The organism is Pseudomonas sp. GW821-FHT09H03, assembly GCF_059415945.1.
On the sequence record NZ_JBWKOF010000006.1, the window covers coordinates 292804 to 309651 of the forward strand.

Consider the following 16848-nt stretch of genomic DNA (forward strand, 5'->3'; position numbering starts at 1 on the left):
GCCGGCATGGAGCAGCAGTACCGCCAGGTCGATCAGGTGGCCACCGCGTCCCACGAAATGAGCGCTACCGCCCAGGACGTCGCCCGCAGCGCGGCGCAAGCGGCCCATGCCGCACGGGACGCCGATCAGGCGACCCGCCAGGGCCTGACCGTGATCGACCGCACCACCGCCAGCATCGACACCCTGGCCGCCGACATGAGCACGGCGATGGCCCAGGTTGAGGGGTTGGCGGCCAACAGCGAGAAGATCGGCTCGGTGCTGGAAGTGATCCGCGCCATTGCCGAACAGACCAATCTGCTGGCCCTCAACGCGGCGATTGAAGCCGCTCGAGCCGGTGAAGCCGGGCGCGGTTTTGCCGTAGTGGCCGATGAAGTACGCAATCTGGCACGACGCACCCAGGAGTCCGTGGAAGAAACCCGCCTGGTAATCGAGCAACTGCAAAGCGGCACTCAGGATGTGGTCGGCTCGATGAACAACAGCCATCGTCAGGCCCAGGGCAGCGTCGAGCAGGTCAGCCAGGCGGTGACCGCGCTGCGCCAGATCGGCGATGCAGTCACCGTGATCAATGACATGAACATGCAGATCGCCAGCGCCGCCGAGGAGCAAAGCGCGGTGGCCGAGGAAATCAACAGCAACGTGGCGACCATCCGCGATGTGACCGAGTCACTGTCGGGCCAGGCCAATGAGTCCGCGCGGGTCAGCCAGTCACTCAACAGCCTGGCTAACCAGCAGCAGAGCCTGATGGATCAGTTCCGCGTTTAAACCCGGCAAAATGCCCCTGTGGGAGCGGGCTTGCTCGCGAAAGCGCAGTGTCAGTGAGAAATCTACTACCTGACACTGCGCTTTCGCGAGCAAGCCCGCTCCCACATTTTTTTCTGCGCACGGCTCAACAAAATGATGGCAAGTGGATATATGCCACAAGCCGATTATGCTTCATGGAATCTTGCAGCGTTTTCTGGCGTCAACCTGGAATGCAAGCCCCGTAATCCGACGACATCAGCCCCAGGGCCAGGGTGCGAAGATACTCAGTGAAGGTACTCCGGCCTACAACAAGAAAAACGGAGAACCCTCATGGCGGCAATCGACAATGCAACCTCGGGCAACGCGTCCGGGCACGGGATCACCAAGGAGGAGCGCAAAGTCATTTTTGCGTCGTCACTGGGTACCGTTTTCGAATGGTACGACTTCTACCTGTACGGCTCACTCGCTGCGATCATTGCCAAGCACTTCTTTGCCGGCGTCAACGAAACCACCGCCTTCATCTTCGCCCTGCTCGCTTTTGCCGCAGGCTTTGCCGTACGCCCCTTCGGCGCCATTGTGTTCGGCCGCTTGGGCGACATGATCGGGCGCAAGCACACCTTCCTCATCACCATCGTGATCATGGGTATTTCCACAGCCGTGGTCGGCCTGTTGCCAGGTTATGCGACCATAGGCGTTGCAGCCCCGGTCATCCTGATTACCCTGCGCCTGTTGCAAGGCCTGGCCCTGGGTGGCGAGTACGGCGGTGCGGCGACCTACGTCGCGGAGCACGCCCCAAAAGGCAGGCGCGGCTTCTTCACTTCATGGATACAGACGACGGCGACCCTCGGCCTGTTTCTGTCGCTGCTGGTGATCCTCGCCTGTCGCACCTTGCTTGGCACTGAAGCCTTCGAAGCCTGGGGCTGGCGTATTCCGTTCCTGCTGTCGATCCTGCTGCTGATCATCTCGGTGTATATCCGCCTGCAACTCAGCGAGTCGCCAGTGTTCCTGAAGATGAAGGCTGAAGGCAAGGCTTCCAAGGCGCCGCTGACCGAGTCCTTCGCCCGCTGGGACAACCTCAAGATCGTCATCATGTCCCTGCTCGGCGGTACCGCCGGACAGGCCGTGGTCTGGTACACCGGGCAGTTCTATGCGCTGTTCTTCCTGCTGCAGACGTTGAAGATCGACCCGCAGACCGCCAACCTGCTGATTGCCGGCTCACTGCTGATCGGTACGCCGTTCTTCGTGATCTTCGGCAGCCTGTCCGACCGTATAGGCCGCAAGGGCATCATCATGGCCGGCTGCATCCTCGCGGCACTGACCTACTTCCCGATCTTCCATGCCTTGACCCAGTACGGTAACCCCGACGTATTCGTTGCCCAGGAAAAGAACCCGGTCACGGTCATTGCCGATCCCGACCAGTGTTCGTTCCAGTTCGACCCGGTGGGCAAGGCCAGATTCACCAGTTCCTGCGACCTGGCCAAGACCCTGCTGGCCAAGCGGGCTATCCCCTACAAGAACGAGAAGGCCGAACCGGGCAGCGTTGCCCAGGTGCGCATCGGCGATAAAGTGATCCAGAGTTTCGAAGGCAGCAGCCTGCCCGCCGCCGAATTCAAGACCCGCAACGACGCCTTCACCGCGACCCTTGGCGGTGCGCTCAAGGAAGCCGGCTACCCGGAAAAAGCTGACCCGGCCAAGACCAACTACCCGATGGTGTTGCTGTTGCTGACCATCCTGGTGATCTACGTGACCATGGTTTACGGCCCGATTGCCGCCTGGCTGGTGGAGCTGTTCCCGACGCGCATCCGCTACACCTCGATGTCCCTGCCCTACCACATCGGCAATGGCTGGTTCGGTGGCTTCCTGCCAACAGTGGCATTCGCCATGGTGGCGGCCACGGGGGATATCTACTACGGGCTGTGGTACCCGATCGTCATCGCGGTGATGACGGCGATACTTGGCACGTTCTTCCTGCCGGAAACCAAGGATCGGGAGATTAATAATACATAGGCCCGTTGGTCTTAGCCTGTGGCTGCCACAGACCCCCTGTAGGAGCGAGCATGCTCGCGAAAAACCTGAGAACGCCGGGGGGTGTCAGGCTTCCCGCGTCAGCGTTGACGACCATCGCGAGCAGGCTCGCTCCTACAGTGAATGCGAGCCCTGAGGCTGCCACAGATCCCTTGTAGGAGCGAGCATGCTCGCGATGGACTCAAGAACACCGCGGGGAACCAGACTCCCCGCGTCAGCGTTGACGACCATCGCGAGCAGGCTCGTTCCTACAGATTGCGGGCGGGCAACTCGATGAGCACCTTCAAGCCGCCCCACTCGCTCTCGAGCAACGACAGTGTCCCGCCCCAGGCGTCGACGATGTCACGCACGATTCCCAACCCCAAGCCATGCCCGTCAGTCTGCTCATCCAGCCGCGTCCCCCGGCTGAACACCTGATCGCGGCGATCTTCGGGAATCCCCGGGCCATCGTCTTCCACGCTGAGTTCAAAGCCTTGCACAGTCTCGACCACACTCAGGCGAACCTCGGCGTCCGCCCATTTGCAAGCGTTGTCCAGCAGGTTACCCAGCAACTCCAGCAGATCTTCACGATCCCACGGCAATTGCAGGCCGGTCGGTGCGCGGTAACTCAGCTCAAGGTGTTCGCCGTGGATCATGTTCAGGGTCGCCAGCAAACCTGGCAGTTCCCCATCGCAATCAAACAGCGCACCAGGCAGCGCGTCGCCGGACAGGCGCGCGCGATTGAGTTCGCGATTGAGCCGCGTCTGGACCTGTTCCAGCTGTGCCTTGAGGGTCTTTCGCAGTTGCGGATGCGCGTCGAGCTGCTCACTGGATGCCAGGCTCAGCAAGACTGCCAATGGTGTTTTCAGGGCATGGCCGAGGTTGCCCAACGCATTGCGCGAACGCTTGAGACTGTCTTCGGTGTGGGCCAGCAGATGGTTGATCTGCGCCACCAGTGGCTCCAGTTCCACCGGCACCCGGTCGTCGAGTTGCGAGCGTTGCCCCTGCTGCAGCTGGGCGATCTGCTCACGGGCAGTTTCCAGCGGGCGCAAGGCGCGGCGTACGGTGATCCGTTGCAGCAGCAAAATCACCAGCAACCCGGCCAGGCCAAGGCCCAGACCGATCTGGCGGATGCGCCGAAAACTCTCGCGCACCGGGGTGTAATCCTGGGCGACGCTGATGGAGATCGATTGGCCTTGGCGCCGATAGTCCGTACGCAACACCAACAACTGCTGGCCATCCGGACCTAGCTGCAGGTTGCTGTTTAATCCGGGTTGGGCCAGTGGCGGCAGCTCCTGGTCCCATAACGAGCGGGAACGCCAGTGGTTGTCGGCAAAATCGATGCGGAAGTAATGCCCGGAAAACGGCCGCTGATAGGCCGGCGACAGGTGGCGCTCATCCAGTTGCAAACCCTGCGGCCCACGTACCATTGCCAGCAGCAGGCTCTCACTGTCGTTGCGCAATCCATCTTCGAGGTAACGCTGCAAGCCTATTTCGAACAGCCACAGGCTGGTTTGCGCCATGACCAGGCCGACCACCACCATCACGCTGATCAGGCCCAGGCTCAAGCGGCGTTGAATCGACCTCACCGGCCTTGTCCACCGAACAGATAACCCTGGCCACGGCGGGTTTCGATCACGCTGCGCCCCAATTTGCGTCGCAGGTGGTTGACGTGGACTTCCAGCACATTGGAATCGCGCTCGGTTTCACCGTCGTAGAGGTGCTCGGCCAGGTGGCTCTTGGAGAGGATCTGCTCGGGGTGCAGCATGAAATAGCGCAGCAGACGAAATTCCGCGGCGGTCAGCTGAATCTCGGCACCGTCACGGATCACGCACTGGCGACCTTCATCCAGATGCAGTCCGGCAGCCTGCAGGGTCGGCTGGTTGACCTGACCATGGGAGCGGCGCAGCAAGGCCTGAACGCGCAAATGCAGCTCTTCGGGATGAAAGGGTTTGCTCAGGTAATCGTCGGCGCCAGCCTTCAGGCCTTCGATGCGTTCAGCCCACGAATCCCGGGCGGTGAGGATCAGCACCGGCGTGGCCAGTCCACCCGAGCGCCATTGGGCCAATACGTCCAGCCCCGGCAATCCCGGCAAGCCGAGGTCGAGAATGATCAGGTCATAGGGTTCGGTGCTGCCCTGATGCACCGCATCGCGACCGTCTGCCAGCCAGTCGACGGCGTAGCCCTGGCGATTGAGGCCGGCCATCAGTTCATCAGCCAGCGGCACGTGGTCTTCCACCAGAAGCAGGCGCATCGGTCAATCTTCCTTGTCGTTGAGTAAACGGCCGGTCGTGGCGTCAATGTCCAGCTCGCGGACCACCCCTTCGGGGGTCAGCAGCTCGACTTCATAAATGTAGACGTCGTGTTTTTCTTCGAGCTCGGCTTCCAGCAGCTTCGCCCCGGGGTAACGACCCATTGCCTGCTGCAGCAATTGCTCCAGGGGCAGGATCACACCCTGCTGACGCAGGCGCAGGGCTTCATCCTGATCCAGGTCGCGGGCCATCACCACAGAGCAGAACGCCAGAAGCAGCAGCGCCACCCAGCCGGCGGTGCATCGTTTGAGTAAAAACACCTTCATTACCGATCCTGATGATCCTTGAGTACCTGCCCACTGACCGCGTCTAATTCCAGATCCCAGTCGACGCCTTGCCGATCACGCAGCTCCACCTGATAAAGATACTTGCCGTACTTCTCTTCCAGGCCGGTCTCGCTGACGGTAGAACCGGGATGCCGGGCCAGAGCAGTGGCATTGAGCTGCTCGAAAGACACAATGGTACCAGCGTCGCGCAGTTTCAGCGCTTCGTCAGGCCCCAGGTCGCGGGCGTGGGCGATGCTGGCACCCAGGCCGATGAGGCAGGCGGTGAACAGGGCAGTCAGGGTTTTCATGGGTGTCTCCAAAACTTTTTGCATGTTGCGTATGAAGCCACCTTAGCGGGATGAACTTAATTGAAACTGAATTGCCATCACTGACAACGCCGCCCTCCCCTGTAGAAGCGAGCAGGCTCGCGATGATCGTCAACGATGACGCGGGAAGCCTGACACCCCGCGATGCTCTCGGGTTCATCGCGAGCAGGCTCGCTCCTACAGGGATCGGTTACAACCCTTTATAATCCGTCCGCTTGCCAGACATAGAGACCGGTATGACCGCCATCCACATCAAGTTCCCTGCCCTCACCCTCAAGGCCGGCCCCCGGGCCATGGCGCACATTCGCGCCAATGGCCTGGATGCCGCCGATGTCGGCATCCTGCCAGGCGCTGCCGGCGGGCCCAAGGCGCTGGGGATTCAGGGTCTGGACCTGGCGCTGTTTGGCGAGTGGCTGCCGGCGGCACCACGGGAGCGCTCGCTGATCGGCGCATCGGTGGGTTCCTGGCGTTTCGCCAGCGCCTGCCTGCCGGATGCCGCCGAGGGCATCCGCCGTCTTGGCCAGTTGTACACCGAGCAGAACTTCGCCAAAGGCGTGACCATGGCGCAGATCAGCCAGAGCTCGCAGCGCATGCTCGATGACCTGCTCGACGGTCGCGACGGCTCGATCCTGAGCAACAGCGATTACCGGCTCAACATCATGGTGGTCAAGAGCCACGGCCTGCTGGCGGAAGATCATCGCGGCCGATTGGGTCTGGGACTGTCCTCAGTGATCGCCGACAACCTGCGCGGCCGCGCACGGCTGGCGCGGCACTTCGAGCGCCTGATCATCCACGACCCGCGCCTGGCGCCACCGGTCAACGCACTGAACGACTTTCCGTCGCGCTTCGTTGCCCTGAACGCCGGCAACCTGCGCCAGGCCTTGCTGGCCTCGGGCTCGATCCCGATGGTCATGGAAGGTGTGCGGGACCTGCCGGGGGCCGGCGCCGGAACCTTCCGCGATGGCGGCCTGCTGGACTACCACCTCGACCTGCCTTACAGCGGCGACGACATCGTGCTCTATCCGCACTTCACCGACCGGGTGATTCCCGGCTGGTTCGACAAAACTTTGCCGTGGCGCCGCGCCTGCCCGAAGCGCTTGCAGAACGTGCTGTTGCTGGCACCGTCGAAGCAATACCTGGCCCGCCTGCCCTACGGCAAACTGCCAGATCGAAGCGACTTCAAGCGTTTCATGGGCGACGCCCCGGCCCGGCGGAAATACTGGCGCGCGACCATCGATGAAAGCCGGCGCCTGGGTGACGAGTTCCTCGAGCTGGCCGCCAACGGTCGACTTGCCGAGCGCTTGCTGACCCTTTAGTCAGGACAAACTGCTAAACTCGCCGCCTGCCCACATCGCTGCGGCGATCGCCACCTGAACAGAGCTGAAACCAACCGTGGAAATCTTCAAAGAGTTTACCTTCGAATCCGCCCACCGCCTGCCCCACGTACCGGACGGCCACAAGTGCGGGCGCCTGCACGGTCACTCGTTCAAAGTGGCGATCCACCTGAGCGGCGACATCGATCCGCACACCGGCTGGATTCGCGACTTTTCCGAGATCAAGGCGATCTTCAAGCCGCTCTATGAGCGCCTGGACCACAACTACCTCAATGACATTCCTGGCCTTGAGAATCCGACCAGCGAAGTGCTGGCCAAATTCATCTGGGCTGAACTCAAGCCTTTGCTGCCGGAACTCAGTGCAATCCGCATCCACGAGACCTGCACCAGCGGCTGCATCTATCGCGGCGAGTAGTCCAACTCCCATATTGGCTCCCACAGTGCGCTACGGTGATCAATGCCACTGGCGGGGATTGTCACCAGCGAGCTAACGTAGGGATATCCTCTCCAGGAATCTCTATAAGGACTCTGCTCATGCACATCATCAACGCCCGTCTGCGCAACCAGGAAGGTCTGCATGAGTTGCACCTGAAAGACGGCCTGATCAGCAGCATCGCCCGCCAGACTGAAGCCCCGACCCTGGGTCCGGACGATCTGGATGCCGGCGGCAATCTGGTGGTGCCGCCCTTTGTCGAGCCGCACATCCACCTCGATGCGACCCTGACCGCGGGCGAGCCGCGCTGGAACATGAGCGGCACGCTGTTCGAAGGCATCGAGTGCTGGGGCGAGCGCAAGGCGACCATCACCCTGGAAGACACCAAGACCCGGGCGAAAAAAACCATCCAGAGCCTGGCCGCCCACGGCATCCAGCATGTGCGCACCCACGTTGACGTCACCGACCCGCAGCTGACCGCACTCAAGGCCATGCTCGAAGTGCGTGAGGAAAGCCGGCATCTGGTCGACATGCAAATCGTCGCGTTCCCCCAGGAAGGCATCGAGTCTTACCGTAATGGTCGCGAGCTCATGGAAGAAGCCATTCGCATGGGCGCGGACGTGATCGGCGGCATTCCGCATTTCGAGTACACCCGCGATCAGGGCGTCAGTTCGGTGAAGTTCCTCATGGACCTGGCCGAACGCAGCGGTTGCCTGGTGGATGTGCACTGTGACGAAACCGACGACCCGCACTCACGGTTCCTCGAAGTGCTGGCCGAGGAAGCCCGCAGCCGCGACATGGGTTCTCGGGTCACGGCCAGCCACACCACCGCCATGGGCTCCTACGACAATGCCTACTGCGCCAAGCTGTTTCGCCTGCTCGGGCATTCGGGGATCAGTTTTGTCTCCTGCCCCACCGAGAGCATCCACCTGCAGGGACGCTTCGATAACTTCCCGAAACGCCGGGGCGTGACCCGGGTCAACGAGTTGCTCGAAGCCGGCATGAACGTGTGCTTCGGCCAGGACTCGATCGTCGACCCATGGTATCCGCTGGGCAATGGCAACATCCTGCGGGTGCTCGAAGCTGGCCTGCACATTTGCCACATGCTCGGTTTTCGCAACCTGCAAAGTGCGCTGGACCTGGTCACTGACAACAGCGCCAGAGCCATGGCCCTGGGCGAGCGTTACGGGCTGGAACGGGGGCGGCCGGCGAATCTGTTGATTCTGTCGGCGGACAGTGATTATGAGGTGATTCGCAGTCAGGGGTTGCCGTTGTATTCGATCCGCGATGGCAAGGTGCTGATGAAGCGCACGATGCCGGTGGTGGAGTTTGCTGGACTGAGCTGAAGTATGCGTTGACAGGATTGGTACCATCGCGAGCAGGCTCGCTCCTACAGTGGTTTAACGTCGTTCATAAAACCTGTGGGAGCCTGCTCGCGATGGCTGTTTCAGAATCAATCGATCATTCGAGCCCTGCCAAACAGGCTGACCCGACTCAACTCCCCCAACTCTTGCTCCAGCAAGATCGGCGCCGTACCGCCCGGCATCGTCACTTTGACCTCACCGGCACTGACCCAACCGACCCGCCACGCCGCACACGCCACCGCGCTGGCGCTGGTGCCCGAGGACGCCGTGGGCCCCTCGCCGCGCTCGAACACACGCGCGGTAATGTGCCCTTCAGACTCCAGCATCGCCCATTGCAGGTTGATCCCCGCCGGGCAGGGTTTACCTGCGCCGGTCGGCATGGCATAGGCAATGCGCGTCAGCTCTTCGCCCAGCGCTGGCTCGCGCATTTGCTCATTGCTCGGCAAGGCATCGGCGCTGTCCACCAGCGTCACGCAATGCGGATTGCCGACCCGCGCGAACTGACTGCGCGACCATGCACTATTGAGTGCCGACAATTGTTTAACGTGGCTGAGTTCGCGGTCATTGAACATGACCACTTCAACCCCGTGGGCACTGACCGCCGAAGGTCCGAATCCCGGCTGGCCCAGATCGAGCCAGAAACCTTGTACCCCCTCGACCTGCGCAGCTTTCACTGAAGTCTGCCCCGGCGAAGGCGTATCAGCCTTATCGTGGTGAACCCTGAGCAGACTGGCTTCGCTCTGCGGCAACAGCCCTTGATCACTGAGGGCCTGGGAAAAAATCGTCAGCCCGTTGCCGCTGCGCTCGGCCAGGGTGCCATCGGTGTTGACGATCAACAGATCAAAGGGCGATGACGATTGAAACGGGCCCACCAGCAAACCATCGCTGCGATGCTCCTTGCTGCCGACCGGTTGTGTGCCGGGAGCCCAGCCGCAACAGGCTTCTATGGCCGCCTGCGCCCAGGCCTCACGGCTTTGCGCCGCGCGGCTGGCCTGCTCGGGCACCGCTATACCCTGCTCCCGCAACTCCTCGGGTGCCACCACTATGTAGATATTGCCCCGTGCATCGTACCGCTGCGCCATGACACCCTCCCCCAGCTGTATTGGATTGCCTCAACATATCGCGAAACAGCCCGGGGCTGTGCAACGATGTCACCCTGATTGACCGGCAAAGCATCCGGACTCTGATCGAACCCCATAGGTATTTTCCTGTCCTTTGGGAACGTGCTTTTTACCAAGGATTGAAATGACCAGCCTGAATTCCCAACGCACATTCGTGCCCGGGCGCATGGAGCAAATTTCCACTCGCATCGCCTTCTTCATCGCCGGGGTCGGTATCGCTGCCTGGGCGCCGCTGGTGCCGTATGCCAAAGCCCGGGCCGGGCTGGATGAAGGCACCCTGGGCTTGTTGCTGTTGAGCCTGGGCGTAGGTTCGATTATGGCGATGCCCGTGGCGGGGATGCTGGCGTCACGCTTTGGTTGTCGGCGGGTGGCCAGCGGCGGCACCTTGCTGATCTGCGCGGCCCTGCCACTGCTGGCAACGGTGTCGTCGATTCCCGCGTTGATCGCGGCTCTGTTCATGTTCGGCGCCGGTCTCGGCACAGTGGATTCGACAGTGAACCTGCAAGCGGTGATCGTCGAGCGCGCCAGCGGCAAAAACATGATGTCGGGCTTCCATGGCCTGTTCAGCCTCGGCGGGATTGTCGGCGCGGCGGGGGTCAGCGGTCTGCTCGGCCTGGGCGTTTCTCCGCTGGGCGCGATGCTGGTGGTGGTCGTGCTGCTGTTGATCGCACTGGCCAGGGCCGTGCCGCATATGTTGCCCTATGGCAGCGAAAGCTCGGGGCCGGCGTTTGCCGTTCCCCACGGCATCGTCCTGTTCATCGGCGGCATGTGTTTTATCGTGTTCCTGGCTGAAGGCGCGGCGCTGGACTGGAGCGCGGTATTTCTGACCCAAGAGCGCGGCATCGACACTGCTTACGCGGGGCTGGGTTATGCGGCGTTTGCCTTGACCATGACCGTGGGGCGTTTAACCGGTGACGCAATCGTGCGTCGCCTGGGCCCGACGCGAGTGATTGTATTCGGTGGGCTGACAGCGGCCGCCGGGCTGTTTCTGGCGACCTTCGCACCCAGCTGGGAGGCGGCGCTGGTGGGTTATACGTTACTGGGCGCCGGTTGCTCGAACATCGTACCGGTGCTGTACACCGCGGTGGGCAAGCAGACCGTCATGCCGCAAAGCATCGCCGTGCCGGCCATTACCACGCTGGGCTATGCGGGGATTCTCGCGGGGCCTGCGCTGATCGGCTTCATCGCCCATGCCAGCAGCCTGAGCTTTGCCTTTGCCTTGATGGCGGTGTTGCTGGTGGCGGTGGCGATTGGCGGTCGGGGGTTGAAGGTCTGAATTGCGCTTTTGATCGTTCCCACGTTCTGCGTGAGAACGATCACAAGGTGCTCCGTGCGCTTGCCAATCTGCCTTCCGTCAGGAAAGCTCGATAACGGCACACAGCCAAAGGATTCTGGCAGGAATCCCAATGCAGCCTTCAATGGGCTGTAGCAAAGTGCAGGCGTGCCTGTCACCGGCTTTCCCAGGAACTCACCCATGTTCAGCTCCAAAGCGTCCTTAAAACAAAAACCGCTCACCCGACTCGCTCTGGCCATCACCCTCGCCCTGCCATTCTGGGCGAACACTGCCCAGGCCCACGGCGGCCACGCAGAGATGGTGCCGCTGCAAGCGGGCCTTGAAGCGTTTGGCGCCACGGTCAAATGGGATGACTACGCCAATCTGTTCACCATTGCCAAAGACGGGGTCTACCTGCAGGTCAAGCCGAACAGCAAGGTGGCGATGCTCAACGGCAAGCCCATGGAGCTGACGGTGCCGGTGGTGTTCAAGGAGCATACGGCGTTCATGTCCAAGGACTTCATCAACCAGGTGTTCCAGTCCGGCCTGGACAAGACCTTTGTCGTCGAGACCCGCCCGAACCCGCTCAACCCTTTGAGCGCGGACGAGATCAACGCCGCAGTGGCCATCATCAAGAAATCGGAGCACTACCAGCCCGGTTTTCGCTTCACCGAAATCTCGGTCAAGGCGCCGCCCAAGGATCAGGTGTGGAACTTCGTCTTTACCGGGCAAAACGTCGCCCAGTCGCGCCAGGCCAATATCGTGGTACTGGACGGCAAGCATGTGATCGAAGCGCTGGTCGATCTCGACAGCAAGGCCCTGACTTCATGGCAACCGGTCGAAGGCGCCCACGGCATGGTGCTGCTGGATGACTTCGCCACCGTGCAGGCCGCCGTGGAGAACAGCCCTGAATACGCCCAGGCCCTGGCCAAGCGCGGCATCAACGACGTGAAAAAGGTCGTGGCCACCCCGCTGACGGTTGGCTATTTCGACGGTAAGGATGGCTTGGCCCAGGACAAGCGCCTGCTGAAAATCGTCAGTTACCTCAACACCGACGACGGCAACTATTGGGCGCATCCGATCGAAGGCCTGGTAGCCACGGTCGACCTGGAACAGAAAAAACTGATCAAGATCGAAGACGAGGCGATCATCCCGGTGCCGATGAAACCGACCCCCTACGACGGGCGCGGGCGCCAGGCTGTGCAGGTCAAGCCGCTGCAGATCATCGAGCCCGAGGGCAAGAACTACACCATCAGCGGCAACAGCATTCACTGGCAGAACTGGGACTTGCACGTTCGGCTCGACTCGCGGGTCGGTCCGATCCTGTCCACCGTCACCTTTGATGACAAGGGCAAGAAACGCAAGATCATGTACGAAGGCTCGCTGGGCGGCATGATCGTGCCTTATGGCGACCCGGATGTTGGCTGGTACTTCAAGGCCTACCTCGACTCGGGCGACTACGGCATGGGCACCCTGACCTCGCCGATCGCCCGGGGTAAAGACGCCCCGGAAAACGCCGTGCTGCTGGACGCCACCATCGCCGACTACACCGGCGCACCGACAGCGATTCCCCGCGCCATCGCGGTGTTCGAGCGCTATGCCGGCCCGGAATACAAACACCAGGAAATGGGCCAGCCCAACCTCAGCACCGAGCGTCGGGAACTGGTGGTGCGCTGGATCAGCACGGTCGGCAACTACGACTACATCTTCGACTGGGTCTTCCAGCAGAACGGCACCATCGGCATCGACGCCGGCGCCACCGGCATCGAGGCGGTCAAGGGCGTGAAGTCCAAAACCATGCACGAAGCCACCGCCCAGGAAGACACCCGTTACGGCACCCTGCTCGACCACAATATCGTCGGCACCACGCACCAGCACATCTACAACTTCCGCCTGGACATGGACGTGGATGGTGAAAGCAACTCACTGGTGGAAGTGAACCCGGTGATTGCCCCGAACGATCGTGGCGGGCCGCGCACCAGTACCATGCAGACCGAAACCCGCGTGGTCAGCAGCGAGCAACAGGCGGCGCAGAAATTCGACCCGTCGACCGTGCGCCTGCTGACCAACTACAGCAAGGAAAACAAGGTCGGCAACCCGGTTTCCTACCAGTTGATCCCGTATGCCGGCGGTACGCACCCGGTGGCCAAGGGCGCCAACTTCGGCAACGACGAATGGCTGTACCACCGCCTGAGTTTCATGGACAAGCAACTGTGGGTGACGCAATACAACCCTGAAGAAAAGTACCCGGAGGGCAAGTACCCGAACCGCTCGGATAAAGACTCGGGCCTGGGGCAGTTCACCGGGGATAACCAGTCCATCGAGAACACCGACGACGTGGTCTGGCTGACCACCGGCACCACCCACATTGCCCGCGCCGAAGAGTGGCCCATCATGCCGACCGAGTGGGTGCATGCGCTGCTCAAACCGTGGAACTTCTTCGATGAAACGCCGACGTTGAACCTCAATTCACCGAAATAACCAATGGCAAACACCATCCCACTGTAGGAGCGAGCATGCTCGCGATGGACGTTAACGATAACGCGGGGAGCCTGATTCCCCGCGGTGCTCTTGAGTCCATCGCGAGCATGCTCGCTCCTACAGGGAGTTCGGGGTTCAGGTGAGACCGTCATTGGGGTATTCGAGGTCCAGGTGAGACCATCATTGGGGTATTCGGTGGTCAAACGATTCAAGCATACCGCTTGCGATACTCCCCCGGCGCAATGCCGAAGCGCGACTTGAATGCCGTGGAAAAGTAGCTCGAATCGGAAAACCCCCACGAATAACCCAGCACCGACAACTTCTGCTCCTTGCCCGAGCAGCGCAGGGATTCGGCGCACAGGTCCAGGCGGCGGTTCTTGATGTAGCGCGCCACCACCAGGCCCTTCTTGGCGAACATCCGGTACAGGCCACGGGTGGACATGCCGACTTCCCGCGCCAGCCACTCCGGGCACAGCTCCTCGGAGCGAATGTTTTCGTCAACGCAGCTCAGGGTCTTGCGAAAGATACGCTCATGGGCATCCTCGCCATCGTCGGCCTGGCAGATCGCCGGCCGCAGCAGGCTGACAATCGCCTCCAGGGTCGCTTCGCTTTCTTGTCGGGTCAGGTTCTGCTGGCGGGTGGCATCGAGAATCAACCGGTGCGACAACATGGCGATGGGCGAACTCGCGGCGATGCGATGACCGCACTTGACCTGGTTGAAACGCAGGGTTTGCTCGACCAGTTGATACGGCAGGATCAGCGACAACTGCCTGGAGTTTTCGCTGTAGGTGAAGTCGCTTGGCCGCGACGCATCGATCAGCGTGATGTCGCCGGGCGCCAGCAACACCCTGCTGTCGCCCTGGGCCATTCCCGCGGTGCCATCGAGCTGGAACACCGCGAAGTACTTGCCGCCCTCGCCCACCGCGACTTCCCGGGGCGTGCGGAACAGCCGGGCCTGGCACACGTCGACGAAACTGAGTTTCAGGGCGTCGCTCTGGTGTTCGCGGATACGCCCGGCGAATTCGCAGCCCAGGGGCTGTGCGTCGAAGGCGCCACAGATCTGGTTGATCTGATGGATCCACTGATCGAACCCGTCATGGCGCTGTGCAGTAGTTGAAATCATGTCTGGCCTCACGCAGGCTTGTTTTTATTGTCTACGTCAATCCACACGACATCGGGATGCTCCGCGTCTCCTGAACCGCACCACTCCCTGAACAATGACGTGCTATTTGAGTCCGCCAAACCGCCGATAGAAGCTTTCACCCACCTCCGGTAACGGGCCGTCGGCCGTTTCCAGGGCGCTGTTGAGCCATTCCTCGGCCTTGGCATAAATCAAACGGTAAATATTGCGGCACAACTGGCGGGCGGCACGGCCTTCCCAATCGCCGGGTAACAACTCGTCCGGTAATTGCGGGTCACGCAGCAGCAGCTTGCGGTATTCGTGAATAAGCAGGATCCGCGCCAGGAAACAATCGGCCGGCTGCAGGTTCTCCTGCTCGCGCAGCGCTTGCCACAGCGGCCGAAACAACTGGATGAACTCGCTGTAATGGGTCGCCAGTTCCTCGATGTTCCAGCTTTCACGCACTTGCAGGCGCAGGGCCTTGGAAGCCAGCACGTCCTGGGCAGTGGTTTCGAAGACGATGGTGTCTTCCTGGACACCCAGGTCGAGCAGGGTCGCATTGACGTCGGTGCGCTCAATGCGCGGGCAGGCGAGCACCCCCGGCGATATCGCACCGAAACCTTGCCATTCGAGTTCTTCGCGCACTTGCTTGCGCTTTTCCTGGGTCAACTGCGACAGCATCACCAGGCACCAGGAGCCGTCCCAGGCTGGCATGGAGGTGTTGTAGACCCGCTTGAACGCCTTGTCGAAACGTCGGCGGCCGGTGCCGGTCAGGCTGTAGTAACTGCGTCGGCCGACTTTTTCGGCGGTCAGCCAGCCTTCCTTGGTCAGGCGGAAAATCGAGGTGCGGATCAGCCGTTCATTGATGCCGATAGGTTCGAGCAACTGGATCAGGCTGCCCAGCCATACCGTACCGCCGTGGGGCTCGATGGCGTCCCCGTACAGGGTGATAATCAGCGAACTGGCGCGGATCGGCGTCTGTTCCTGGAAGCGGGTGATCAGATTGTTCAAGGGTATCAGGGACGACATAGGCGTACCGAGCGGAAAAAGAAAAGGAATATACCGAAAATCCTCTTGTGGGAGCGGGCTTGCTCGCGAAGGCGGTGAGTCAGTTTATAAATCTGTCGTCTGACACTGCGCTTTCGCGAGCAAGCCCTCTCCCACTGGGACTGTATTCACATGCGATTACCTTTGGGTCGCAGGGCGCTATCGCTGATGCGTGGGCGATCGGGTTCCGGCTCGGTCAGCGGCTCGCAAACCTGCATCTGTTCCAGGCAACGCTGGGCCAGTTGCTGATACTCCCGGGTACCCGCCAGTTTCCACGCCACTTCCTGATCGCTGAGGCTGCGCTTGACGATGGCCGGCGCGCCCATCACCAGCGACTGCTCCGGGCATTCGAATCCCGCTTTGACGAACGCCGCCGCCGAGACGAATGACCGCGGGCCGATCCGTGCGTTGTCCATCACCACGGCATTCATGCCGACCAGTGCGTCGGCACCGATCCGGCAGCCGTGCAGCACTGCGCCATGCCCTATATGACCATTGCGTTCGACCACGGTGTCGCTATCGGGAAAGCCGTGCATCACGCAGGTGTCCTGCAGGTTGGCGCCCTCCTCCAGCACGATTCGCCCGAAGTCCCCACGCAGGCTCGCCAGGGGGCCGACATAACAATGCGGACCGACGATCACATCACCGATCAATACAGCCGACGGATGCACGTAAGCGCTCGGGTCAACCACCGGGGTCAGGCCATCAAGGCTGTAGCAAGTCATGGGAGCTTCCTTCGCAAAGCGATGCGGATAATGATTTGTTTTGTATCACATCACTTTTGACATCACAAAGACAAAAAACCGTATCACTTGGAAAAGCCCTTTCCGACGACCTGCATTACGCCTGGCAGATCCTCAAAAAACCCAATAAAAACGGGGATTAGATCGAAATTAAATGGATTTCAACACAATCACCTCGCATCAAATCAACCACCATTAAGACACGTTAAACCTATTTTGATATTGCTTTTGCGTATCACGTTGTAGCTATACTTGGGCATAACCGGCCCCTGCGGCCGATCCA

Annotated in this window: 15 protein-coding genes; 7 read left to right on the forward strand and 8 right to left on the reverse strand. The window is 61.2% G+C overall.

Annotated features, from left to right (window positions below; translation table 11 throughout):
* Positions 1–6 precede the first annotated feature (6 nt).
* Together AC07OG_RS11095 and AC07OG_RS11100 are read left to right on the forward strand one after the other, a co-directional pair.
* Positions 7–762 carry a methyl-accepting chemotaxis protein gene (locus AC07OG_RS11095; protein ID WP_371318071.1) on the forward strand — a complete coding sequence of 252 codons (756 nt, stop codon included), beginning with the start codon at positions 7–9 and terminating at the stop codon, positions 760–762.
* A gap of 309 nt (positions 763–1071) precedes the next feature.
* Complete coding sequence (locus AC07OG_RS11100; protein ID WP_495067032.1) at positions 1072–2748, forward strand: MFS transporter; 1677 nt, start codon at positions 1072–1074, stop codon at positions 2746–2748.
* 266 nt (positions 2749–3014) lie between these two features.
* On the opposite strand, the gene AC07OG_RS11105 is transcribed toward AC07OG_RS11100, so the two are convergent.
* Genes AC07OG_RS11105 through AC07OG_RS11120 form a run of 4 tightly spaced genes read right to left on the reverse strand, consistent with a single transcriptional unit; the run spans position 3015 to position 5631 of the window.
* A complete protein-coding gene (locus AC07OG_RS11105) occupies positions 3015–4334 on the reverse strand; it encodes a sensor histidine kinase (RefSeq protein WP_060539861.1) in 1320 nt (439 codons plus the stop codon).
* Complete coding sequence (locus AC07OG_RS11110) at positions 4331–4999, reverse strand: response regulator transcription factor (RefSeq protein ID WP_060539862.1); 669 nt, start codon at positions 4997–4999, stop codon at positions 4331–4333. Before AC07OG_RS11110 ends, AC07OG_RS11105 begins: the two co-directional genes overlap by 4 nt.
* Positions 5000–5002: 3 nt before the next feature.
* The gene (locus tag AC07OG_RS11115) at positions 5003–5323 is read right to left on the reverse strand and encodes a PepSY domain-containing protein (protein WP_495067033.1); all 321 of its coding nucleotides are present in this window, start codon (positions 5321–5323) and stop codon (positions 5003–5005) included.
* Entirely contained in the window at positions 5323–5631 is a 309-nt protein-coding gene (locus AC07OG_RS11120; protein ID WP_060539864.1) for a PepSY domain-containing protein, read from the reverse strand. The genes AC07OG_RS11115 and AC07OG_RS11120 overlap by 1 nt, the downstream gene beginning before the upstream one ends.
* 254 nt (positions 5632–5885) lie before the next feature.
* Here AC07OG_RS11120 and AC07OG_RS11125 point away from each other — a divergent pair, with 254 nt between their 5' ends.
* The 3 genes from AC07OG_RS11125 (at position 5886) to codA (ending at position 8762) form a co-directional block, all read left to right on the forward strand.
* Positions 5886–6965 (forward strand): patatin-like phospholipase family protein, encoded by a 1080-nt coding sequence (locus AC07OG_RS11125; RefSeq protein WP_495067034.1) that lies wholly within the window; start codon positions 5886–5888, stop codon positions 6963–6965.
* 76 nt (positions 6966–7041) lie between these two features.
* Positions 7042–7398, forward strand: a complete 357-nt coding sequence (queD, locus tag AC07OG_RS11130; protein WP_047527439.1) for a 6-carboxytetrahydropterin synthase QueD — start codon at positions 7042–7044, stop codon at positions 7396–7398.
* Positions 7399–7517: 119 nt separating this feature from the next.
* Entirely contained in the window at positions 7518–8762 is a 1245-nt protein-coding gene (codA, locus tag AC07OG_RS11135; RefSeq protein ID WP_495067035.1) for a cytosine deaminase, read from the forward strand.
* Positions 8763–8869: 107 nt separating this feature from the next.
* Here the strand turns inward: codA and AC07OG_RS11140 are convergent, their stop codons facing one another.
* Positions 8870–9862: a diaminopimelate epimerase gene (locus tag AC07OG_RS11140; RefSeq protein ID WP_495067036.1), complete on the reverse strand. Its 993-nt coding sequence runs from the start codon at positions 9860–9862 to the stop codon at positions 8870–8872.
* A 163-nt stretch (positions 9863–10025) separates the two neighbouring features.
* Here AC07OG_RS11140 and AC07OG_RS11145 point away from each other — a divergent pair, with 163 nt between their 5' ends.
* Positions 10026–11177: an MFS transporter gene (locus tag AC07OG_RS11145; RefSeq protein WP_495067037.1), complete on the forward strand. Its 1152-nt coding sequence runs from the start codon at positions 10026–10028 to the stop codon at positions 11175–11177.
* Between the two features lie 198 nt (positions 11178–11375).
* Positions 11376–13655: a primary-amine oxidase gene (gene tynA, locus AC07OG_RS11150; RefSeq protein WP_495067038.1), complete on the forward strand. Its 2280-nt coding sequence runs from the start codon at positions 11376–11378 to the stop codon at positions 13653–13655.
* A gap of 208 nt (positions 13656–13863) precedes the next feature.
* Here the strand turns inward: tynA and feaR are convergent, their stop codons facing one another.
* From feaR to paaY, 3 genes are all read right to left on the reverse strand, one after another.
* Positions 13864–14778, reverse strand: a complete 915-nt coding sequence (gene feaR / locus AC07OG_RS11155; RefSeq protein WP_495067039.1) for a transcriptional regulator FeaR — start codon at positions 14776–14778, stop codon at positions 13864–13866.
* Between the two features lie 102 nt (positions 14779–14880).
* The gene (paaX, locus tag AC07OG_RS11160; RefSeq protein WP_060539871.1) at positions 14881–15804 is read right to left on the reverse strand and encodes a phenylacetic acid degradation operon negative regulatory protein PaaX; all 924 of its coding nucleotides are present in this window, start codon (positions 15802–15804) and stop codon (positions 14881–14883) included.
* Positions 15805–15950: 146 nt separating this feature from the next.
* Positions 15951–16547 (reverse strand): phenylacetic acid degradation protein PaaY, encoded by a 597-nt coding sequence (paaY, locus tag AC07OG_RS11165; RefSeq protein WP_495067040.1) that lies wholly within the window; start codon positions 16545–16547, stop codon positions 15951–15953.
* Between the last annotated feature and the right edge of the window lie 301 nt (positions 16548–16848).